Origin of the sequence: Pseudonocardia sp. DSM 110487 (assembly GCF_019468565.1) — a bacterium.
Classification (GTDB): domain Bacteria; phylum Actinomycetota; class Actinomycetes; order Mycobacteriales; family Pseudonocardiaceae; genus Pseudonocardia.
Genome location: NZ_CP080522.1, coordinates 28601 through 43939, shown reverse-complemented (window position 1 = coordinate 43939; position 15339 = coordinate 28601). Strand labels below are relative to the sequence as shown.

Below are 15339 nucleotides of genomic sequence, written 5' to 3'. Positions count from 1 at the left end.
AAACGCGGGTGCGCAGACAATCGGGGTTGTGGTCACCAGGGCAGCCGCCAGGCCCGATCCTGCTGTGCCGCGTCGTTGATGGCCTTGATCACCTCAGTGGCCAGCGGCAGGGTGAGGTCACGGGCGTCCGGCAGTGGCCTGTCGCGCGTGTCCTGGGCTGCGCTCTGCAGCAGCACCAGCTCCTCGTACTTGGCGTCGCGGCGGGTGGCGACGGCGTCTCGCTGCTCACGCAGCGACCGCAGGGAGGCCTCGTGGGCCGCACTGGGCGGCTGCGGGACTACGCCTGTGAGCTGCTGGTCGAGATCGGCGAGCTGCTGGTCGTAGTCGGCGAGGTCCGCCGCGGCCGGGGCGATCGCCCCCCAGGTCACCATCTCCGACTCCAGGACCGTGCGTTGCTGCATCAGCAGCGTCTTGCGCCCGAGCAGGAGCTCGAGCGCGGCCGGCCGCGGGGTGTCACCATCGCGTCGTGCCGCGAAGGCACCCCAAGCCTGTTCGGTCTGCGCGACGATCTCGAGCTGGCGGCTCAGCGAGGCGATGGTGGCTTGCGCCCGCGCCGGCCAGTCGCTGTTGTCGTCCACCACGGGGGCTGGCGCGGCCGTCAGGGTGACCACCGGCGGCGGCTGGTTCAGCATGGCGGTGCCTGCGATCGCGAGCACGGCGACGGCGGCCGCGGCTGAGACCGCGCGCCGGTGGCGCAGAGGCCGTGCTGATTGTGCTGCCGGCAGATCGTGAGCTGGGACGTGCTGGCCGACCTCGGGCTGCGTCGCCTCCGGCTGCGTCGCCTCGGGCCACGGGTCGGGCGCTGGCGGGCTGGTCGCTGGCGGGTCGGGCACTGGCGGGCCCGGGTGGGACTGAGGGCCGGCGGGCTCGCTGCGCGCGGCGCGACGCAGCTGCATCCGGTGGTGGCGGCGGTGCTCGGCGCTGCAGTACCCGCGTTGCGCGCGCCCTGGCCCTCCGGATGCGAGGCCGATCGAGCAGCCTGGAAGGGCGCAGTGGGCCTGCTCGGCTGCGGATCCTTCGCCAGGAGCCAGCACAGGTACCTCCGACCGAGAAGACTCGCTGTCGTGGCCAGGGTTGCTAGAGTGGATCCCTGACTCAGCCACAGTAGAGGATGAGTTTGATCACCTCATCAACTCGCCTGCGTCTGTCGGCGAGCTACCGAGAGGGAGCGGATGGCCATGGCGGCGGCCTCAACCCGTGACGACGACGTTCCGGGCGGCGACACACGCGAACCGAGCGCACCGGTCTACCGCACCCTGCAGGAGAAGCTGAACCACCTGTTCGCGAGCGTCTGCCCACCCGGCGAGGAGCGCGAGTACACCCACCAAGAGATCGCCGAGCTCGCGAAGGCGGCCGGGCACTCGATCTCCGCCTCCTACGTGAACGCGCTGCGGATCCATCCCAACAAGAAGCCCACGATCGAGCCGCTCAAGGCCATCGCGGCTGCCTTCCGGATCCCCGTCGCCTACTTCTTCGACGATGCCGTCGCCGCGGACATCGAGGAGAACCTGGCCCTCGTCGCAGCCATGGACCGACCCGAGGTCCGCACGTTCGTCACCGCCGTGGCCGAGTTGTCCCCGGAGACCCTCCACGAGATCGGCCGGATGATCCGACAGGCCAGGGAGTCCGAGATCCGGGCCTTCGCCTCCGCCATGGCGGAACTCTCCCCCGAGTCCCTCGACGCGATCGGTCAGATGATGGAGCAGGCCCGCAAGCTCCAACGCCTGCCCCACGACACCTGACCGGGCCAACTCGGGCGGTTCATCGACCGTGCGAACGACCTGCTGGCGAGCCGCTCGCCGACCGTCTTCGCTGGTCACCGGGTGCCGATCCTGACTAGCTGTGATCACTCTTCAGGGGATTGACGTTTTCGCGTGACAGCGTGCGATGTACGCTGCCCGGCATGACGCGCACCCGCCGGACGAGAGGCCGGCCCCGAGTGCTCGGGGTCGGCTCTCCGAAGGGTGGCGTCGGGAAGACGACGTGCGCGGTCACTCTGGCCCAAATGGCCGCCGAGGCCGGCTACCACGTTCTGCTCTACGACGCGGACGAGAACCGCTCCGCCTTCGACTGGGTGACCCGGTCCGGTGACCTGATGTCATTCGACGTCCGGGTGGACAAAGGCGATGGCAGGCTCGCGCGGCTGCACGAACTGACCGAGTACGACGTCATCATCGTCGATCTCCCCGGAGAGAGGGCTTCGGCCGCCTGGTCATTGCTGATCTACGGCACGGTGAAGCCGCCGCGCGATCGAAGCCAGGCCGAGCCCGCCGTGGACGCACTGCTGGTGCCCTCCGCAGTGCGGGTGATGGACCTGCGCGTCGTGGTGAGGATGCTGCGTGAGGTCGTGCAGCCCTCCGGCATCCCCTACCTATTGGTCGGCAACCTGGTGAAGACGCCGAGCGTGCCGATCGCGCTAAGCGACCTCACCGAGCTCGCGGGCGCCGGGGTCGATGTCGCACGCACCATCCTGCGTGACCTGTCGGTCCACGCCGAGGCCGTGACCACAGACCGACCGATTACTCGCATGCCGGGAGGCAAGCGATCCACTGCCCGGGCCGCCGAGCGGGAGTTCCGCTCGCTGGCCCGCGAGACGTTCGCGGGGCTACTCGGAATGAAGTGGTCCAAGACCGACCCGCTGAGCGACAGCGCCACCACGGAAGGAATGAACTGATGGCACCACGAACGCGACGGCGGTCGATCCTCAACTCAGTCAGCGATGCGCCGGAGCAGGCCGCCGACGACGAGGCTGCTCCCGCGCAGGCGGCCGAGGATGCGCCTGCCGAGTCGCCCGCCCCGGAGGAGGCCGCGGCCTCGTCGTCGACTCGCAAGACCGGCACGCGTGCATCCCGGAGCAGCCGTTCGAGCACCAGCGGCAAGACCAGCGGGAAGACCACCAGCGGCAGGGCAGGCGCCAAGCAGCGCGACGAGAAGAGCGAGGAGAAGGGCGAAGAGAAGGGCGAAGAGAAGGGCACCGCCTCTCGGTCCGGAAGCACGAGTACCCGCTCAAGCGCCACCGAGGAGCAGGAGAGCAGCGGGGACGTGCCCTTGAGCCAGATTCGGCCACTCTGGACCGGCACAAAAGACGCGCAGCGGATGAGCCTCTACCTCCACCCCGACGACGCGTACGCGCTCGGGCTGGAGAAGCTCCGTGACCACGTCGACTACAACGCCCGAATCCGCGCCATGATCGCAGTCTGGCGTCGCAACGCTCGCTATCGCAACGCCGTCAACCGGATCGCCCGCACCACCCCGCGGGGCCCCCAGCGGGGTCCGAGCCCGCAATAGGCGGCGGGTGGCGAACGACGAGGGCCGAGCGGCAATCCCGCTCGGCCCTCGTCGCGTTTCACGAGCCGGTCAGGCGGCCACGGCCGTCCACAGATGCGCCGTTTCCCCTCGCCAGGCGAGGTACGCCTCCCGGGCAGCCACCTGCTGCTGCGGCCCGCAGCAGAGGAACGGCTGAAGCTGTGCTTCGGTCATCTCCCCCCGGTCGGCCAGCGCATAGGCCAGGGAGAGCACCGCTCGCCAGCGGCGGCTGAGGATCGCGTACGCCCCCGGGACCGTGTGCTGCTGCATCGGTGACCGGCCCATGACGGTGCGGGAGAAGTCGGTGCACCAGTTGAGGTCGCCGGCCGCGAGGGTGTTGAGCGCCTGGAGGTACGGCTCCCTGTTGCCGTCGATCCCTCGCCCGTCGAGCCACATGAACGACGCCTGGAACCCGGCGGCACGCATCGCCAGAATGTCGGGTGCGGGCACGAACTGACCAGCAGCGATGCTGATGCTGATGTGGTCACCGCCCAGCCCGATCGTGTCGAAGCTGGCCACCGCGGCGGCGGTGACCTTCAGATCGACGGTGTGCGCCACGATCGCGTGGCCTGCCTCATGCACGGCGCTGAGCAGGCGCAGCAGCCGCGGTGGCAGGCCCAGCCACTCGGTGACCGATTGGGCCAGCACCTGCTTCTCTTCGACGTCCATCTCCCCCGCTTCCTCAAGTCGCGGCATGGCCGAGTCGGCGTGCGGTCACGAGCCGGTGGTCACTCGCCCCTGGCGCTGACGTAGGCGACACCCTCGTCGAGGGCGATGAACACGTCGCTCACCCAGCCGGAGGGCCCGAATCCCGCCTCGAGCTCGGTGCTGGTCCACCAGCGGCCGCGTTCCTCAAGGCCACGGCCCTCGAGGAACGAGGTCAGCGAGGCAGGAGATCGCGGAGGGCTGGCTGCGGGGGTGAGCTCGAAGCTGCTTGCCAGCCGTGCGACGTCGTCCGGGCTGAGCGTGACCACGGCCTCGATGAAGTAGGTCGACGGGCCCGGCACTCGCTCGTCGCCGGCGCGGCCGCCCACCCATCGCACCTCGACGAACGAGCCGAGCCGCGGGAAGCGCTCGGCGATCGGCGTGCGATCGGTGCGCACATCAGCGGTCTCGATCGCGCTAGTTAACTCGGATCCCGTCATGCCGCTGGCTTGGCACCCGGCCGCCGTCGCAGCGACTGCCAGCGCGGTCCCGAGCCTGATGAGCTTCTGCCATGCCCTCACCGATGCGCTTTCCTTCCCGGCAACCCGAGGCTCGCCTGCCAACTCGGAGCGCCTCACCGAGAGATGACCGAGGACGGATCGCGCGGGCGCCGTCGCATCACTCATCACTCACCCGTGCGGCGTGGATCCCTGCGCGGGCCCGGCGCTCGTTGACCTCGAGCCGGCGCTCTCGACGGTCTCGGCGTCGGGTTCCGGGGCAGGGTCATCCGCGTTCGGCGCGGCCGCATCGGTGCTCGACAGCAGTGACGCCCGGATCTTGGTGGCCTTCATCGGTGAGACCTCGAGCAGGCGGCCGAGCTCGCGAATCCCCAGGGTGCGCCCCTGTCGGACGGCCTCCTCGTGGAACTTCACCGCTCGCTCCATCAGCTCGGTGTCCGACAGTCCGTTCGCGTTGGGGCGGCCACCGCCGGCACCGGGTCCGGGACGGTTGGGCAGCCACTCCTCGATGGTTTGCCGACGCCAGTGCGGCTGCCCATGGATCGTCGTGTCCGGCGCAGGGATGATCGTCCCGAGCGGGATGTACCGCAGCACCGTCTTCGTGGCGATGCCAGCCCGCTCGCCCACCTCGTCCGCGTCGAGGAGATCGTCCGGGGCGTCCTCATCCGGGAGTGGTGGGATCGGCTCGCCGGCGACGTGCGCGCGCACCTGCGCGGCGTCCCACAAGGCGCCCTTGCGCCCGCCCGGCTGGTTGACCGGGGCAGGATGCCCTGGCTCTGCCCATGGGCGCTGGCGGGTTGCCTGTGCAGGGGTCAGGCCGTGCACCTGACCGACTTCGAACCGGTCGAGCACCGGTCGCCCGTTCCTGATCATCGATTGCCTCACTTCCGACGGCCGGAGCTGTCCGCTGCTGCTATCACGCAAACGTGTTATCACGTGATCTTGTAATCGGCGACGGGCTCGGTCCACCCGCCGCGGCGCCGCCCAATCCGCCCCAAGATCCGATGCGCCGCCGTGCGGTATCGCCGGGCCGATCATCGGCCCGCCCGGCTGCCTCGAGGGACATCGTTCCTCCCCACCCCGCACACGCGTACACAACACTAGCGCGTTCGCCTCGCATGGCCGTGGGTTCGGCGCGTGGGCGCGCCTTGCGGCAGGTTGTCGACCCGCACCGCGTCGGGCCCGCACAGCGCGCCCACCTCGGCGCACTGCATCCCGCAGCGCCGCTCCCAGGGGCTGCCGTGCGCGAGATCGTGCAGCAGGGACCCGGCGGTGACCTCCGGCGGGTAGCCGAGCGTCAGGCCGTTGACCGGGAACGGGTTGCTGTTGAGCTCCTCGAGCAGCTGCGAAAGCGGCACATCCTGGTGCTCAAGGATCGGATCGACCAAGCCGGCTACCCAAGCCGGCGAGGCACCATGATCCGCCAGCACACGCCGGTATTCGCCGACCAGGTCCTCGAGCGCAGCCTGGCCGTAGACCTGAGCGAGCGTCCCGGCGCGGGCGGCTCGGGCTCGTATACGCCGGAAGCCGGTCCGGCTCAACCGCACCTCGATCCCCGCATCCTCGGCCCGGGCAGCCCACGTTGCGTCAACCCCGGCGAAGTATCCGGCCGGCTTCCGCCCGGCGACGATCGCCTCACCGATCCAGGCGTCCTCGTCCGGCCAGACCCAGTGGCCGACCAGGTGATCGAACGTGAGGTGCTGAGCGAGGATCGGGTTCCACGGACTGATCAGCGGGTGCGACCAGCCCAGGCGCGGGCCGGCCCAGCGGAACGCGGCGCGGCCGTCGGCGACGGCCACCCACTCGCACAAGGCTGTCACCTCCGCCGCGGTGCCAGGGATGCGGTAGCCGGCCCGCCGGTAGATCCCATGCGCCAGCTGCGGCGGCATCTGCTCGTCGCGGGCTGGCTCGCGCGGGTCACCGCGCTCCTGCACCCAACCCTGCTCGAGGTAAGCCTCGTGGCTGGCCCGGTCACGGCCGAGGAGCCGGTCCCATCTCGCACGGAGCGCACCGTGCAGGGCGCCGGCCCGCCAGGGCGGCACGGCGGTTGGGGCAGCCATCGCGCTCCTCGAGCCGGTCGTAGGCGCCTGCAGCGCCGTGTGGTTCTCCCCGAAGACGGCCATCTCAGCGGCTCCCCTGCTCGTCGAGCGGCGCGACGGCGGACGGGCCGTACTCGGACTGGCGCGCGGTCCAGCGCTCGAGCTCGGCGGCGAGCCTGGCCCGCCGGCGCCGGCCGCCGTAGTGCCGCTCGCTGCGCAGCCATGTACGGATCGCGACCGTCCCGACGTAGGCGCGCGCCCAGTCGCCGGCGGCGACCAGCTTGTCCACCTGACGGCAGGCGTCCCGGTAGTCCCGGTACCCGCCGATGGCTACCGGGCGGCGGATGTCACGGTGCGGGGCGCGCAGCCGATCCCAGACGACCACGACCGCGAAGATCAGCCCCATCCCGGCCGGACCGGCCAGGGCGTAGACCAGCATGCTCACGAAGTCGGGCTCACCCATCTTGACTCATCCTCCGTCGCAGTGCGTCACCAATGAGCGAGGCCAGCAAGTCCGCCTGATCGTGGAAGCTGAGCAGCTCGCTGGTCAGGAGGTCGTCGAGCAGGTTCGCTGCCCGATCGATCTCCCCGCCCATCACGGCGACGAGCACTGCGGTCGCTGCGTAGGTTTCGCTCATCGGAGGTGCCGCCGTTCGATCTCGCGGCGCGCCTCCGACGAGAACGCCGCGTCGAGCTCGACGAGTCGGTTGGTGCTCGCGCGATCGAGCTTCCCGACCCGCTGCTGGCGGCGCAGGCTTACGTACTCCCGAATGGCGCCCGGGTTGTACCTGTCCAGCACGTCGGCCATCACGACCGCCCCTTCCAGCAGTCGCATTTGTCGGCGGGCTGGCCGTTCCCGCAGGTGCAGTTGCCGAACTCGATATCGAAGGCGCGCCGCCGCTCCTGCCGCTTCTCGTAGTTGGGGGTGACCTCGGCGGCCAGGTTGCGCAGGGCGCGGTGCAGCTTCGTCCCGGTCAGATCGACCTGCAACCGAACCCAGATGTTCTCGAGCGGGTCTACGCGGTTCTCGGCCTCGGCCACACGGCGGTTCTGCTCGTGGAACTCGTCGGTCTCCTCGCGGTCACGCTTGCCGATCTCGACGAGCTTCGTCAGCTCGGCCTTGAACTCCTGTCGTTCGCGCCTGCCCATCACTTGCCTCCTGTGGTGTTGATGGCCGCCGCGAAACTCGGCGGCCAGATGCTGTGCTCGGGCGCGGTTGAGCGTCAGATCCTCGCTCTCCGAGGGCGGCTGCGCGATGTGCTGGTGCCGCGGATGACGGCCGCGGCCGCGCGAGGCCGGTCCGCGGCGTCGCGCCGGTCGAGACCGGCGGGTAGCTGCATGGCGGCCGCGGCGTCGCGGCCATCACCGGGGGCGAGCGTGGCGCCGCCGAGGGCCGCGTCGACCAGGTCACCGAGCGCGGCCAGCAGATCCACGGGGATGCCGGGCGGGATCAGCGCGAGTCGCTCCACCCGGGCGATCGGCTCAGCCACGGTGGGCCTCCTCGAGGTCGGCGATCTGAAGCTGGGGCGCCGACAACCGGTAGAGCGGGTTGCCGAGCGCGGAGAACGCATCGACCGCCTCGCCCTCGGTGGCGTACACGGCGCCGCGGGCTGGATCGGTGGACCAGGCCGCGGCGTTTGGGTGGCGCGGATCCGGGCCGGTCCACCACATGGTGTGCCAGCCGCCGCCGTGCTTCGGGCTGAGCGCCTGGTGAGTGATGGCGACGCCGTCGGGGCGCTGATGCAGGGCGACATCCTCAGGCACGGCGTTCCGCCTCGGTCTCGGCGTCGCGTCGTCCTGCCGGCGGGACATCCGTGTCGCTGCCCAGCGCGCCGGGCGGCACGAGATGGATGTTGTGGTGGGTTTGCAGGTGCTCGACGGCCGCGTCGACGAGCTGCTCCCAGGAGCCGACGGTCCGGTCGTACCTGCAGTGCTCGTCGCGGGTGGAGGCGGACACGCCGCACCGCCACGACCAACGCCGGCCGAACTGGTGGATGTTGTGGATCAGCTGGCGGAACGGGGCGAGGAACGGGCCCGGGTCGGCGGCGGGCCGAGCCGGCTCGTCGGTGCGGGCGATCGGGTTGACTGCCGTCCGGTAGTCGTACCCAGTGACCTGCCGGTCGTGGGCCATGCCGCGCGGGCAGGTGGCCATGTGCCCAGACCATGTGCCATCGGGGAGGTCGCGGTAGACGAAGCAGCGCTGGTCGCAGTAGGCGCAGTACCCGCCGGCCATCAGGCTTCCCCGAGGATGACCAGGGCGCTGAGCGCGACGTCGCTCGAGCTGGAGCTCGCCTGCTCGCGGGCCCGCTTGTCCAGCTCAAACACGCGCGTTGCGAACGCGGTCGCGACTTCGACCCACTCTGCGACATCGTCGCTCACGTCCTCGCCGGGTCCCTCAGCCAGCCGTTGGATCGCCTCGGGCAGATCCAACGTGCAGCCGGCCTCCACGACCCGCTCCAGGTCGCGCAGATCGTCGATCTCCATGTCGATCACTCCTCGCAATTCCCACCGGCAGGTGCGCGCTGATCCGCGTCCGACAGCAGCCCTGGGCTCGAGCTCGATGTCCTGCGGAGGCGAGCGGGTCACAAGCTGCGACGTCGCCACGTCTGAAACCGTAGCGCGTTCCTAGTTCACTGTAAAGCTGTATCACGTTTTCGCGTGATGCTACGACTACACGTCCCTGGAGTCGTCCGCCTGGACCGTGCATCGTCGGGGACGCGGCCCGGGGGTGACGCGCACCCGGTTCTCGTTGCGGACCTGCTGGCGATGTCCCGAGCCGTGCCCGGACACCCGCGGAAGGCCTTCGCGACCGGGCGGGCCCTGGTCGTTACGTGGTCGCGCTGGTGGTGCTGGTGCGCTGGTGCTGCGAAGGCTGGGTCTATCGCGCCTGCCGAAGGGCGCTGACGGCGGCCTTCCCGATGGCGGCGGCTGCCTCCGATCCGGAGTCCAGCTGGACAGCGGCGCAGTCGGCCATAACGCTGGACCGGCCGTGCAAGTCGAGCCAGATGACGCCGACACCGCTGGCGGCGAGCCGCGACACGAGACGCTGCCCTGCCTCCAGCTCGCCAGGTTTCACCAGGTCCCCGTCCGACACCACGACGAGCAGCCGTGCGCCCTTCCCGCTGGCCAGCCGCAACTGGCCATCGAGAGCCTGTACTGCGGTCACGAATTCCTCCGTGCTTCCCTCCGCGGAGAACTCGGTGACCTTGTCGGGAGCCATTCGCGGCCGGGTGATCGGAGTGACCGCATCTCCGAAGGTGACAGTTGCCGACGTGCCGCTGACCTGGTGCACGGCCCAGGCCACGATCCAAGCGGCTGATGCGAGCGACGATTCGGCCCACCCCATCGAACCGGACACATCCACGGCGATGCCGACCGTGATCGGTGGCTGCGGCACACGGTGCCGCTCCACGCGCCGGAACGGCCGCGCCGTTACCGGGATACCCGCTGCCAGCTGTGCGCGTCCCAGCGCGATCTCGCGCCCATCCACACGGCCGGGAGGCGTGTCGGAGCGCAGTCTGCGCTTAGCGCGGGCACGGTATTGCGCGCTGCGGAGCGCAGCCGCGAGCCGGTTGGCCTCGCGGCGTTCCTGGCTGGTCGGCGCGCGAGTGCCCCTGACCGGTGAGGCGAAACTGCCCCGACCAGCAAACACGTGCGCGGCGGCTGCTTCGGCATCGTCGCGGTCGCTCGCCTCGACGTCATGCTCAGCTACCGCCTTGTCGCCGGCGCTGCTGTCCGGGGGCGGTGTGATCTCACCGGCAGCGTCCTTGATCGCTGCGTCCGTGACGGCAGCCAGCGCAGCGGCCGCAGCATCCGCCAGAAGGTCGGGCGCGTCGTCCCTGCCGTCCTCGCGGTGCCTGCCGTGGTCGCCGTGGTGACCCGAGCACGCCGAACCCGGCATCCGGGTGCCGTCGTGATCGGGGTCGGTGTTCTCATCCGCACCGACGGCGCCGATCCAGCGCCGGGCGGCCGCGAGCAGCGCGGTCGTGTCGCCGTCGGCCACAGTCAGCACGTCGCACCAGATGTCCCGCAGCGTCTCGAATGTGCTGACGCCGAGCGCGGCGTGCAGCATCGGGAGCAGTTCGAGCACGTCACCGGCCTCGAGGATTCCCGCATCGACGCGGCCGAACACCAGCGCCGCGAATTGCGCTGCCCGCCACCGGTTCTCCAACGTCGTCGTGGCCGCACCACGGGGAGGCAGGATCAGATGCTCAGACGTGGCGCGCAGGTACACACGGTCGCTGGGGCGGCGGCCGAGCTGGCGGTGTTCGATGCGAATGTCCTCCAGCAGGCTGGCCGCGTTCAGCACCAGCGGCGGCGTGCCGTCCGGAACGTCGTACTGCCATCGCGTGGAGTGTGCGTGGCTGGCTTCGTGGCAGCACAGCCCGATCAGCACAGGATGCCTCAGGCGCCCATCGGTGGTGATCGGGTCCACGTCGTCCGGGTGCACGTCGTCCCCGAGCGCGATGTGCGCGTTGATCGACACTTCCGCACGTCCCGGGTCGAACCATGCGGGCACCGCAACGTCGGGTCGGTCCCACACCATGTTCAACAGCACATCGCGACGACCCGCGAGCGTGTTGATGATCAGATTCAAGTCACGGGTCAACGCATCGCGGGCGTCCTGCAAGTCCGCGTCGACCTCCCGGCTCGCAGCGTGGGCGGCCAGTTCGCGAGCCGTGGGGATTGTGCTCATCGGCCGTACCGCCCGCCCATACGCAGGGGCTCGACACGCGGGAACCGAGCCCTCAATGCAGCCGCCACCTCGGCGCGGTCCAGGTCGTTGACCTTCGCCAGCAACCCCGACAGCGCGTACTCCTGGCCGTAGCGCTCGATCTGCTGCTGAACCTTCAACAGGGTTCGCAGCTGGATGCCCTCGACCACGGAGCCGTCGCGGCGTTTGCGGTCGAGGTTTTCCGCGACGGTGACCAGATCGTCGTTGACGCCCATTTCGCGAGCGAGAGTCCAGTCGGACGGGACCTCAATGACGTGGTCGAAGCGGTCACGGAGCGCGGGCGACAGCACGGCGCCGGGGACGCCCGGATTGTAGGCACCGAGGATCGAGAAGCCGTCGCCAACCGGGATGGGCGGAAGTTTTGCGTAGCCGGTGATGTTGAGGACTCTGCGGCCGTCCATCAGCGGGTAGAGAATCGACAGCACGTTGGGGTCGGCGAGGGCGATTTCGTCGACGAACAGCGGAACGTCGTTGACGACGGCCCGGTGCAGTGGTCCGGGGACCCACTCTTCCTCGCCGGTCTTCGTGTTGACGTGCAGGCTGCCAACGAAATCAGAGACATTGGTGTCGTCGCCGACGACGATGGATTCGAAACCGGGAGTGCCAGCGCTGGCGTCCATTACGAACGCGGCCTCAAGCACGGCCGTCTTGCCGGTTCCGGGCGGGCCGTACAGCAGCACGGACTCGTGGTGCTGGCGTGCCGTGCGGATCAGCGCAAGGTCCTCATGTACGCCGATGGTGCGCGGCTGGTAAATCTCGCCATTGGGGCGGGTCTGCGGGCCTACTGGTGTGATGCGTGGCCGGTGCCGACGTGGCCGCGACGGAGTGGTTGTGGTGGCGCGGGCCCGTCGTGGTGTCGCTCCCGGCGCGGTGTGCCCAGTGGCGGTCGCGTCGACCAATGCGCCCAGTTCGCCGATGAGGCGTTCCGCCTCGCTCATCGGGTCACCCCCGCACTGGCCGCGCGGAGGAAGCAGTCCACGAGCTGAATGCGCGCCAAATCACGCACGGCCCCGGGCTCATCCAGTTCGGCGATGAGCGTTTCTGGGACGATAAAGGTGATCGGCCCATGGTGTGTGGTGTAGCCCTTTTCGTTGATCTTCTCGCGGATCTTGGCCTCGATCGTAAGTCTGGCTTTTAGGGGTGTCTGGCAGTTCTTGGAGCCGCGGAAGGAGCCGGGGTCGCCGATGGAGCCGTAGTGGACCACGTAGTATTGACCGGCGATGAATGCGCGCCAGAACTTGTTGTGCGGTGGTGTCGTGCAACGGAGTTCAAAGCCGTGTACGGCTCGGGGGACGCTGCTCATGCGGTCGGCCTCATTTCGGCCCCGGCGAGGTCGCCGCGCTTCGGCTGGATCGGCTCACCCATGATCAGAACTCCCCCCTGGTCGTCTCGATACTGTCCACAATCCTAGCGAGCTAACGTGTAAGCGTCAATACGTGAACCCGCTAATTCGAGCTATCTACCTGCGGCGATCCGGGTCCTTCCACGGCTGCGGAGGTCGTCGACGCGGCCTGGTCGCCGGGGCGTCGCCGTCGTCGGCGGCGCGTTCATCTCCGGTGACTCGTGGGCGGCGAGATCTCGCGCCCAGCGAGGGTCCGCGCGTCCGGCTTCGCGCGCCCGTGGTCGTCTGCGTCGTCGGGGCAGTCGATGTCGAGAGGGCCCGCTGCAGCGTGGGTCATCACGGCCTCGTGGGACCGTGGCCGCATCCGGCGAGGTGGCCGACCTGAAATTTCGTCGACGGTGCACATGCCGCCGTCGTCGAGTTCTAGTTCGACGTTCCCTGTTCTCCGGCAGGAGCCACGGGTCCTCGTATCGGACCTTGTCGTCTCGGTGACTGCTCCGTGTCATCACGACCTCTGTGTTATGACAGCGATCTCGTGTTCGGGAGGGTTGAAGGGACACCCGGGGGCCGGGCCGCCTCACCGACCCCCGGGGCCGCCTGCAGGGAATGCGGCGATCAGCCGCCTAGGATTTCCAGCACGCGCGCGCGGGCTCCGGCGCTCAGTGACGTGGTCTTGCCCTCGTCGTCGAACTCGGTGATCACGACCGTGCCGTGGTAGCTCTGCCAGACCCAGCCGAAGGCCTGAGCGACCGCAGTAGCGGGCTGATTCGCCGGCGCTGTGTCGAGGCCTTCCTCGTCGATCCACATGTCCACCCGTGTGGTCAGCCGCACCACGTCTACGCGCTGGCAGCCGATGGCCCGGTGCAGGCCCTTGGTGGTGTTGGCGGCGGGAAGTTCGACATCGTCCACCTCGCCGTCCGGCGTGATCTTCAGGCCCTTCACGACCGCATCGCTCATGTCTGTAACCATAGCGGCTTGACGTAGCTATGTCTATATCTGTACCGCGTTGAGTGGACAGGGTGTGTTGGTGACCTCGCAGGTGCCGACCCGCGAGCCCCTCCTTTAACTCTGGTCTGCCGGCTGCCAGGCGAGAGCTGGTGCGCCTCACCGCCACGTCCGCACCCCCAGGCCGTCACGGCGACCAGCACCGCGCCCAGGATCAGGCCGATGATGGCGCCGCCGCGGAGCTCGACGAGCGGGGTGACACCGGCGCCGGCCCCCGGCAGTCGGGCCGGAGGGCACGTTGATCGCCCCCGAGGACGAGCTCGCCGTCGAATGGCTCGCCGCCAACGACGTCGTGTTAGGCCCGGCCCAGGTCTGTGACCTGCAGCAGGCGGAGTTCTACCGGGCGCTCATGGCTGACGGCGGCGCAGGCGCGCACGTCGCCCCGCCGATCGTCGGCCCTGACCCCGACGTCCCGGGCCGCTTCTTCATCCGCGACGGCAAGCACCGGTACCTCGCGCAGCTGGCGCTCGGCCGCGACCGGATCCGCTGCCTCGTCGTCCGGCCAGCAGGGTAGAGACGCGGCGGCGCCGGACCGGCCGGGAGCGGGTCCCGACTTCCGAGTGCGGCGCGGGGCGCCCGGCGCCGCCGCCCCATAGCCCCCGCGGCGGGGCGTGAATGTCGTACGCTCATGACATGGAGCGAGTCGAGGTCCAGGTCGACCCCGCCACCGCGCGGTACCTGCGGGCCTGTGCCCGGCTGCGCGGCGGGTCGATGGCCGAGGCTGCGGCGCGCCAGCTGCACGAGCTCGCGATCGCCGACGGCGTGGCCAAGCTGGCCGTGTGGGCCCAGGAGAACCCCTCATTCTTCGAGGACGCCGAGGCCGAACGGGAAGCCGCGCTGGGCGCCTGACACGATCGTCGCCGTGCGGCGCGGCGAGATCTGGACCTACCGACCAGTCATCGAACGTCGGGGCCAGTCCCGGCTCCGTCTGATCGTCAGCGCGGATGCGCTGAACGACGACGAGAACCTGCCCGCGGTCCGCGGGATCCAGATCATCGACCGCGACCCCGGCGGCCTGCTGATCGTCCGGATCGAGCCTCACGGGTGGGCCAACGTCATGACCTCCGAGGCTGTGATGCGGCGCCGGCTCGGTGAGCAGGTGGGCACCGCGACGGTCGACGAGATGGAGGCGGTCGAGGTCGCGATCGCCGCCATGTACGGCTTGCCCAGCTAGACCGCCGGGCTGACCGCCCCGCCGCGCCACACCGGCACGACGGGCCGGACCGCTGGCTACGGCAGCACCGGGAGCACCGCATCCCACGGGAACTTGGCCACCAGGACCAGGACGATCATCAGGATGATGATCCATGCCAGCCTGCGCACCGCCTCCGGGGAGGCGATCAGGCCGCAAGCGGCCACGATCGCGGCAGGCCAGTGGCCTCCGCTATCCCCCGTTGTCAGGTGCCCGTTACAATCGCCCACGTCTAGTGCCCTTCTAACTCGGTGTGTATCCCGCATTCCAAACGGAAGGCACGAGGCTCGACGGCACCCCTCGCTACAGGGGTGCCGTTCCTCGTTCGGCGCCGGTGGCTCCGACGTCGGCCGGCGCAGGGTGCGCTTCCCGGCCCGCCAACGCGTTCCGTTCGCGCACATCTATGCACGGCCTTCCTGACGGAAGAGTATCGGGGGCGTCAGACCTGCGTGTTCGTCGGGGACGGCGAGCCAGCTGGTGTGCGCGATACCTCGCTGAGCTGGCGCTGGTGAACCGCACGCGTGGCAGGTGGACGCGTTGTGAGCATGTCGTCGTAC

The 15339-nt window shown here is 69.7% G+C and carries 24 protein-coding genes; 6 read left to right on the top strand and 18 right to left on the bottom strand.

Annotated elements, in window-relative coordinates; all coding sequences use genetic code 11:
- Window positions 1-32: 32 nt before the first annotated feature.
- The gene (locus K1T35_RS47720; RefSeq protein ID WP_220263408.1) at window positions 33-632 is read right to left on the bottom strand and encodes a hypothetical protein; all 600 of its coding nucleotides are present in this window, start codon (window positions 630-632) and stop codon (window positions 33-35) included.
- Window positions 633-1178: 546 nt separating this feature from the next.
- Here K1T35_RS47720 and K1T35_RS47715 point away from each other — a divergent pair.
- From K1T35_RS47715 to K1T35_RS47705, 3 genes are all read left to right on the top strand, one after another.
- Window positions 1179-1742, top strand: coding sequence for a helix-turn-helix domain-containing protein (locus tag K1T35_RS47715; RefSeq protein ID WP_220263407.1), 564 nt, complete (start codon window positions 1179-1181; stop codon window positions 1740-1742).
- Window positions 1743-1903: 161 nt separating this feature from the next.
- The gene (locus K1T35_RS47710) at window positions 1904-2674 is read left to right on the top strand and encodes a ParA family protein (RefSeq protein ID WP_255622855.1); all 771 of its coding nucleotides are present in this window, start codon (window positions 1904-1906) and stop codon (window positions 2672-2674) included.
- Window positions 2674-3288 (top strand): hypothetical protein, encoded by a 615-nt coding sequence (locus tag K1T35_RS47705; RefSeq protein WP_220263405.1) that lies wholly within the window; start codon window positions 2674-2676, stop codon window positions 3286-3288. Before K1T35_RS47710 ends, K1T35_RS47705 begins: the two co-directional genes overlap by 1 nt.
- 69 nt (window positions 3289-3357) lie before the next feature.
- Here K1T35_RS47705 and K1T35_RS47700 read toward each other — a convergent pair whose 3' ends face one another.
- The 16 genes from K1T35_RS47700 to K1T35_RS47625 form a co-directional block, all read right to left on the bottom strand.
- Window positions 3358-3975: a hypothetical protein gene (locus K1T35_RS47700; RefSeq protein ID WP_220263404.1), complete on the bottom strand. Its 618-nt coding sequence runs from the start codon at window positions 3973-3975 to the stop codon at window positions 3358-3360.
- A gap of 59 nt (window positions 3976-4034) precedes the next feature.
- Complete coding sequence (locus tag K1T35_RS47695; RefSeq protein WP_220263403.1) at window positions 4035-4409, bottom strand: hypothetical protein; 375 nt, start codon at window positions 4407-4409, stop codon at window positions 4035-4037.
- Window positions 4410-4640: 231 nt separating this feature from the next.
- A complete protein-coding gene (locus tag K1T35_RS47690) occupies window positions 4641-5507 on the bottom strand; it encodes a hypothetical protein (protein WP_220263402.1) in 867 nt (288 codons plus the stop codon).
- A gap of 62 nt (window positions 5508-5569) precedes the next feature.
- Entirely contained in the window at window positions 5570-6529 is a 960-nt protein-coding gene (locus K1T35_RS47685) for a hypothetical protein (RefSeq protein ID WP_220263401.1), read from the bottom strand.
- A gap of 64 nt (window positions 6530-6593) precedes the next feature.
- Window positions 6594-6971 carry a hypothetical protein gene (locus tag K1T35_RS47680; RefSeq protein ID WP_220263400.1) on the bottom strand — a complete coding sequence of 126 codons (378 nt, stop codon included), beginning with the start codon at window positions 6969-6971 and terminating at the stop codon, window positions 6594-6596.
- Window positions 6964-7146: a hypothetical protein gene (locus K1T35_RS47675; RefSeq protein ID WP_220263399.1), complete on the bottom strand. Its 183-nt coding sequence runs from the start codon at window positions 7144-7146 to the stop codon at window positions 6964-6966. The genes K1T35_RS47680 and K1T35_RS47675 overlap by 8 nt, the downstream gene beginning before the upstream one ends.
- Window positions 7143-7316 (bottom strand): hypothetical protein, encoded by a 174-nt coding sequence (locus K1T35_RS47670; RefSeq protein ID WP_220263398.1) that lies wholly within the window; start codon window positions 7314-7316, stop codon window positions 7143-7145. The genes K1T35_RS47675 and K1T35_RS47670 overlap by 4 nt, the downstream gene beginning before the upstream one ends.
- A complete protein-coding gene (locus K1T35_RS47665; protein ID WP_220263397.1) occupies window positions 7316-7657 on the bottom strand; it encodes a hypothetical protein in 342 nt (113 codons plus the stop codon). Before K1T35_RS47665 ends, K1T35_RS47670 begins: the two co-directional genes overlap by 1 nt.
- Before the next feature lie 74 nt (window positions 7658-7731).
- On the bottom strand, window positions 7732-7998 hold the full coding sequence (locus K1T35_RS47660; RefSeq protein WP_220263396.1) for a hypothetical protein: 267 nt from the start codon (window positions 7996-7998) through the stop codon (window positions 7732-7734).
- On the bottom strand, window positions 7991-8272 hold the full coding sequence (locus K1T35_RS47655) for a hypothetical protein (RefSeq protein WP_220263395.1): 282 nt from the start codon (window positions 8270-8272) through the stop codon (window positions 7991-7993). Before K1T35_RS47655 ends, K1T35_RS47660 begins: the two co-directional genes overlap by 8 nt.
- Window positions 8265-8741, bottom strand: coding sequence for a hypothetical protein (locus K1T35_RS47650; protein WP_220263394.1), 477 nt, complete (start codon window positions 8739-8741; stop codon window positions 8265-8267). Before K1T35_RS47650 ends, K1T35_RS47655 begins: the two co-directional genes overlap by 8 nt.
- Window positions 8741-8992 carry a hypothetical protein gene (locus tag K1T35_RS47645; protein WP_220263393.1) on the bottom strand — a complete coding sequence of 84 codons (252 nt, stop codon included), beginning with the start codon at window positions 8990-8992 and terminating at the stop codon, window positions 8741-8743. Before K1T35_RS47645 ends, K1T35_RS47650 begins: the two co-directional genes overlap by 1 nt.
- A gap of 394 nt (window positions 8993-9386) precedes the next feature.
- Entirely contained in the window at window positions 9387-11204 is a 1818-nt protein-coding gene (locus K1T35_RS47640) for a VWA domain-containing protein (RefSeq protein WP_220263392.1), read from the bottom strand.
- On the bottom strand, window positions 11201-12181 hold the full coding sequence (locus K1T35_RS47635; RefSeq protein WP_220263391.1) for an AAA family ATPase: 981 nt from the start codon (window positions 12179-12181) through the stop codon (window positions 11201-11203). The genes K1T35_RS47640 and K1T35_RS47635 overlap by 4 nt, the downstream gene beginning before the upstream one ends.
- Window positions 12178-12546: a WGR domain-containing protein gene (locus K1T35_RS47630; RefSeq protein WP_220263390.1), complete on the bottom strand. Its 369-nt coding sequence runs from the start codon at window positions 12544-12546 to the stop codon at window positions 12178-12180. The genes K1T35_RS47635 and K1T35_RS47630 overlap by 4 nt, the downstream gene beginning before the upstream one ends.
- A gap of 654 nt (window positions 12547-13200) precedes the next feature.
- Window positions 13201-13542 carry a DUF3846 domain-containing protein gene (locus tag K1T35_RS47625; protein ID WP_220263389.1) on the bottom strand — a complete coding sequence of 114 codons (342 nt, stop codon included), beginning with the start codon at window positions 13540-13542 and terminating at the stop codon, window positions 13201-13203.
- Between the two features lie 286 nt (window positions 13543-13828).
- On the opposite strand from K1T35_RS47625, the gene K1T35_RS47620 reads away from it, so the two are divergent.
- The 3 genes from K1T35_RS47620 to K1T35_RS47610 all read left to right on the top strand — a co-directional run bounded on the left by K1T35_RS47620 (window position 13829) and on the right by K1T35_RS47610 (window position 14764).
- Window positions 13829-14104: a hypothetical protein gene (locus tag K1T35_RS47620; protein WP_220263388.1), complete on the top strand. Its 276-nt coding sequence runs from the start codon at window positions 13829-13831 to the stop codon at window positions 14102-14104.
- Between the two features lie 119 nt (window positions 14105-14223).
- Window positions 14224-14439 carry a hypothetical protein gene (locus K1T35_RS47615; protein WP_220263387.1) on the top strand — a complete coding sequence of 72 codons (216 nt, stop codon included), beginning with the start codon at window positions 14224-14226 and terminating at the stop codon, window positions 14437-14439.
- A 13-nt stretch (window positions 14440-14452) separates the two neighbouring features.
- Window positions 14453-14764, top strand: a complete 312-nt coding sequence (locus K1T35_RS47610; protein ID WP_220263386.1) for a type II toxin-antitoxin system PemK/MazF family toxin — start codon at window positions 14453-14455, stop codon at window positions 14762-14764.
- A gap of 56 nt (window positions 14765-14820) precedes the next feature.
- On the opposite strand, the gene K1T35_RS49570 is transcribed toward K1T35_RS47610, so the two are convergent.
- Window positions 14821-14949 carry a hypothetical protein gene (locus K1T35_RS49570; protein WP_255622844.1) on the bottom strand — a complete coding sequence of 43 codons (129 nt, stop codon included), beginning with the start codon at window positions 14947-14949 and terminating at the stop codon, window positions 14821-14823.
- Between the last annotated feature and the right edge of the window lie 390 nt (window positions 14950-15339).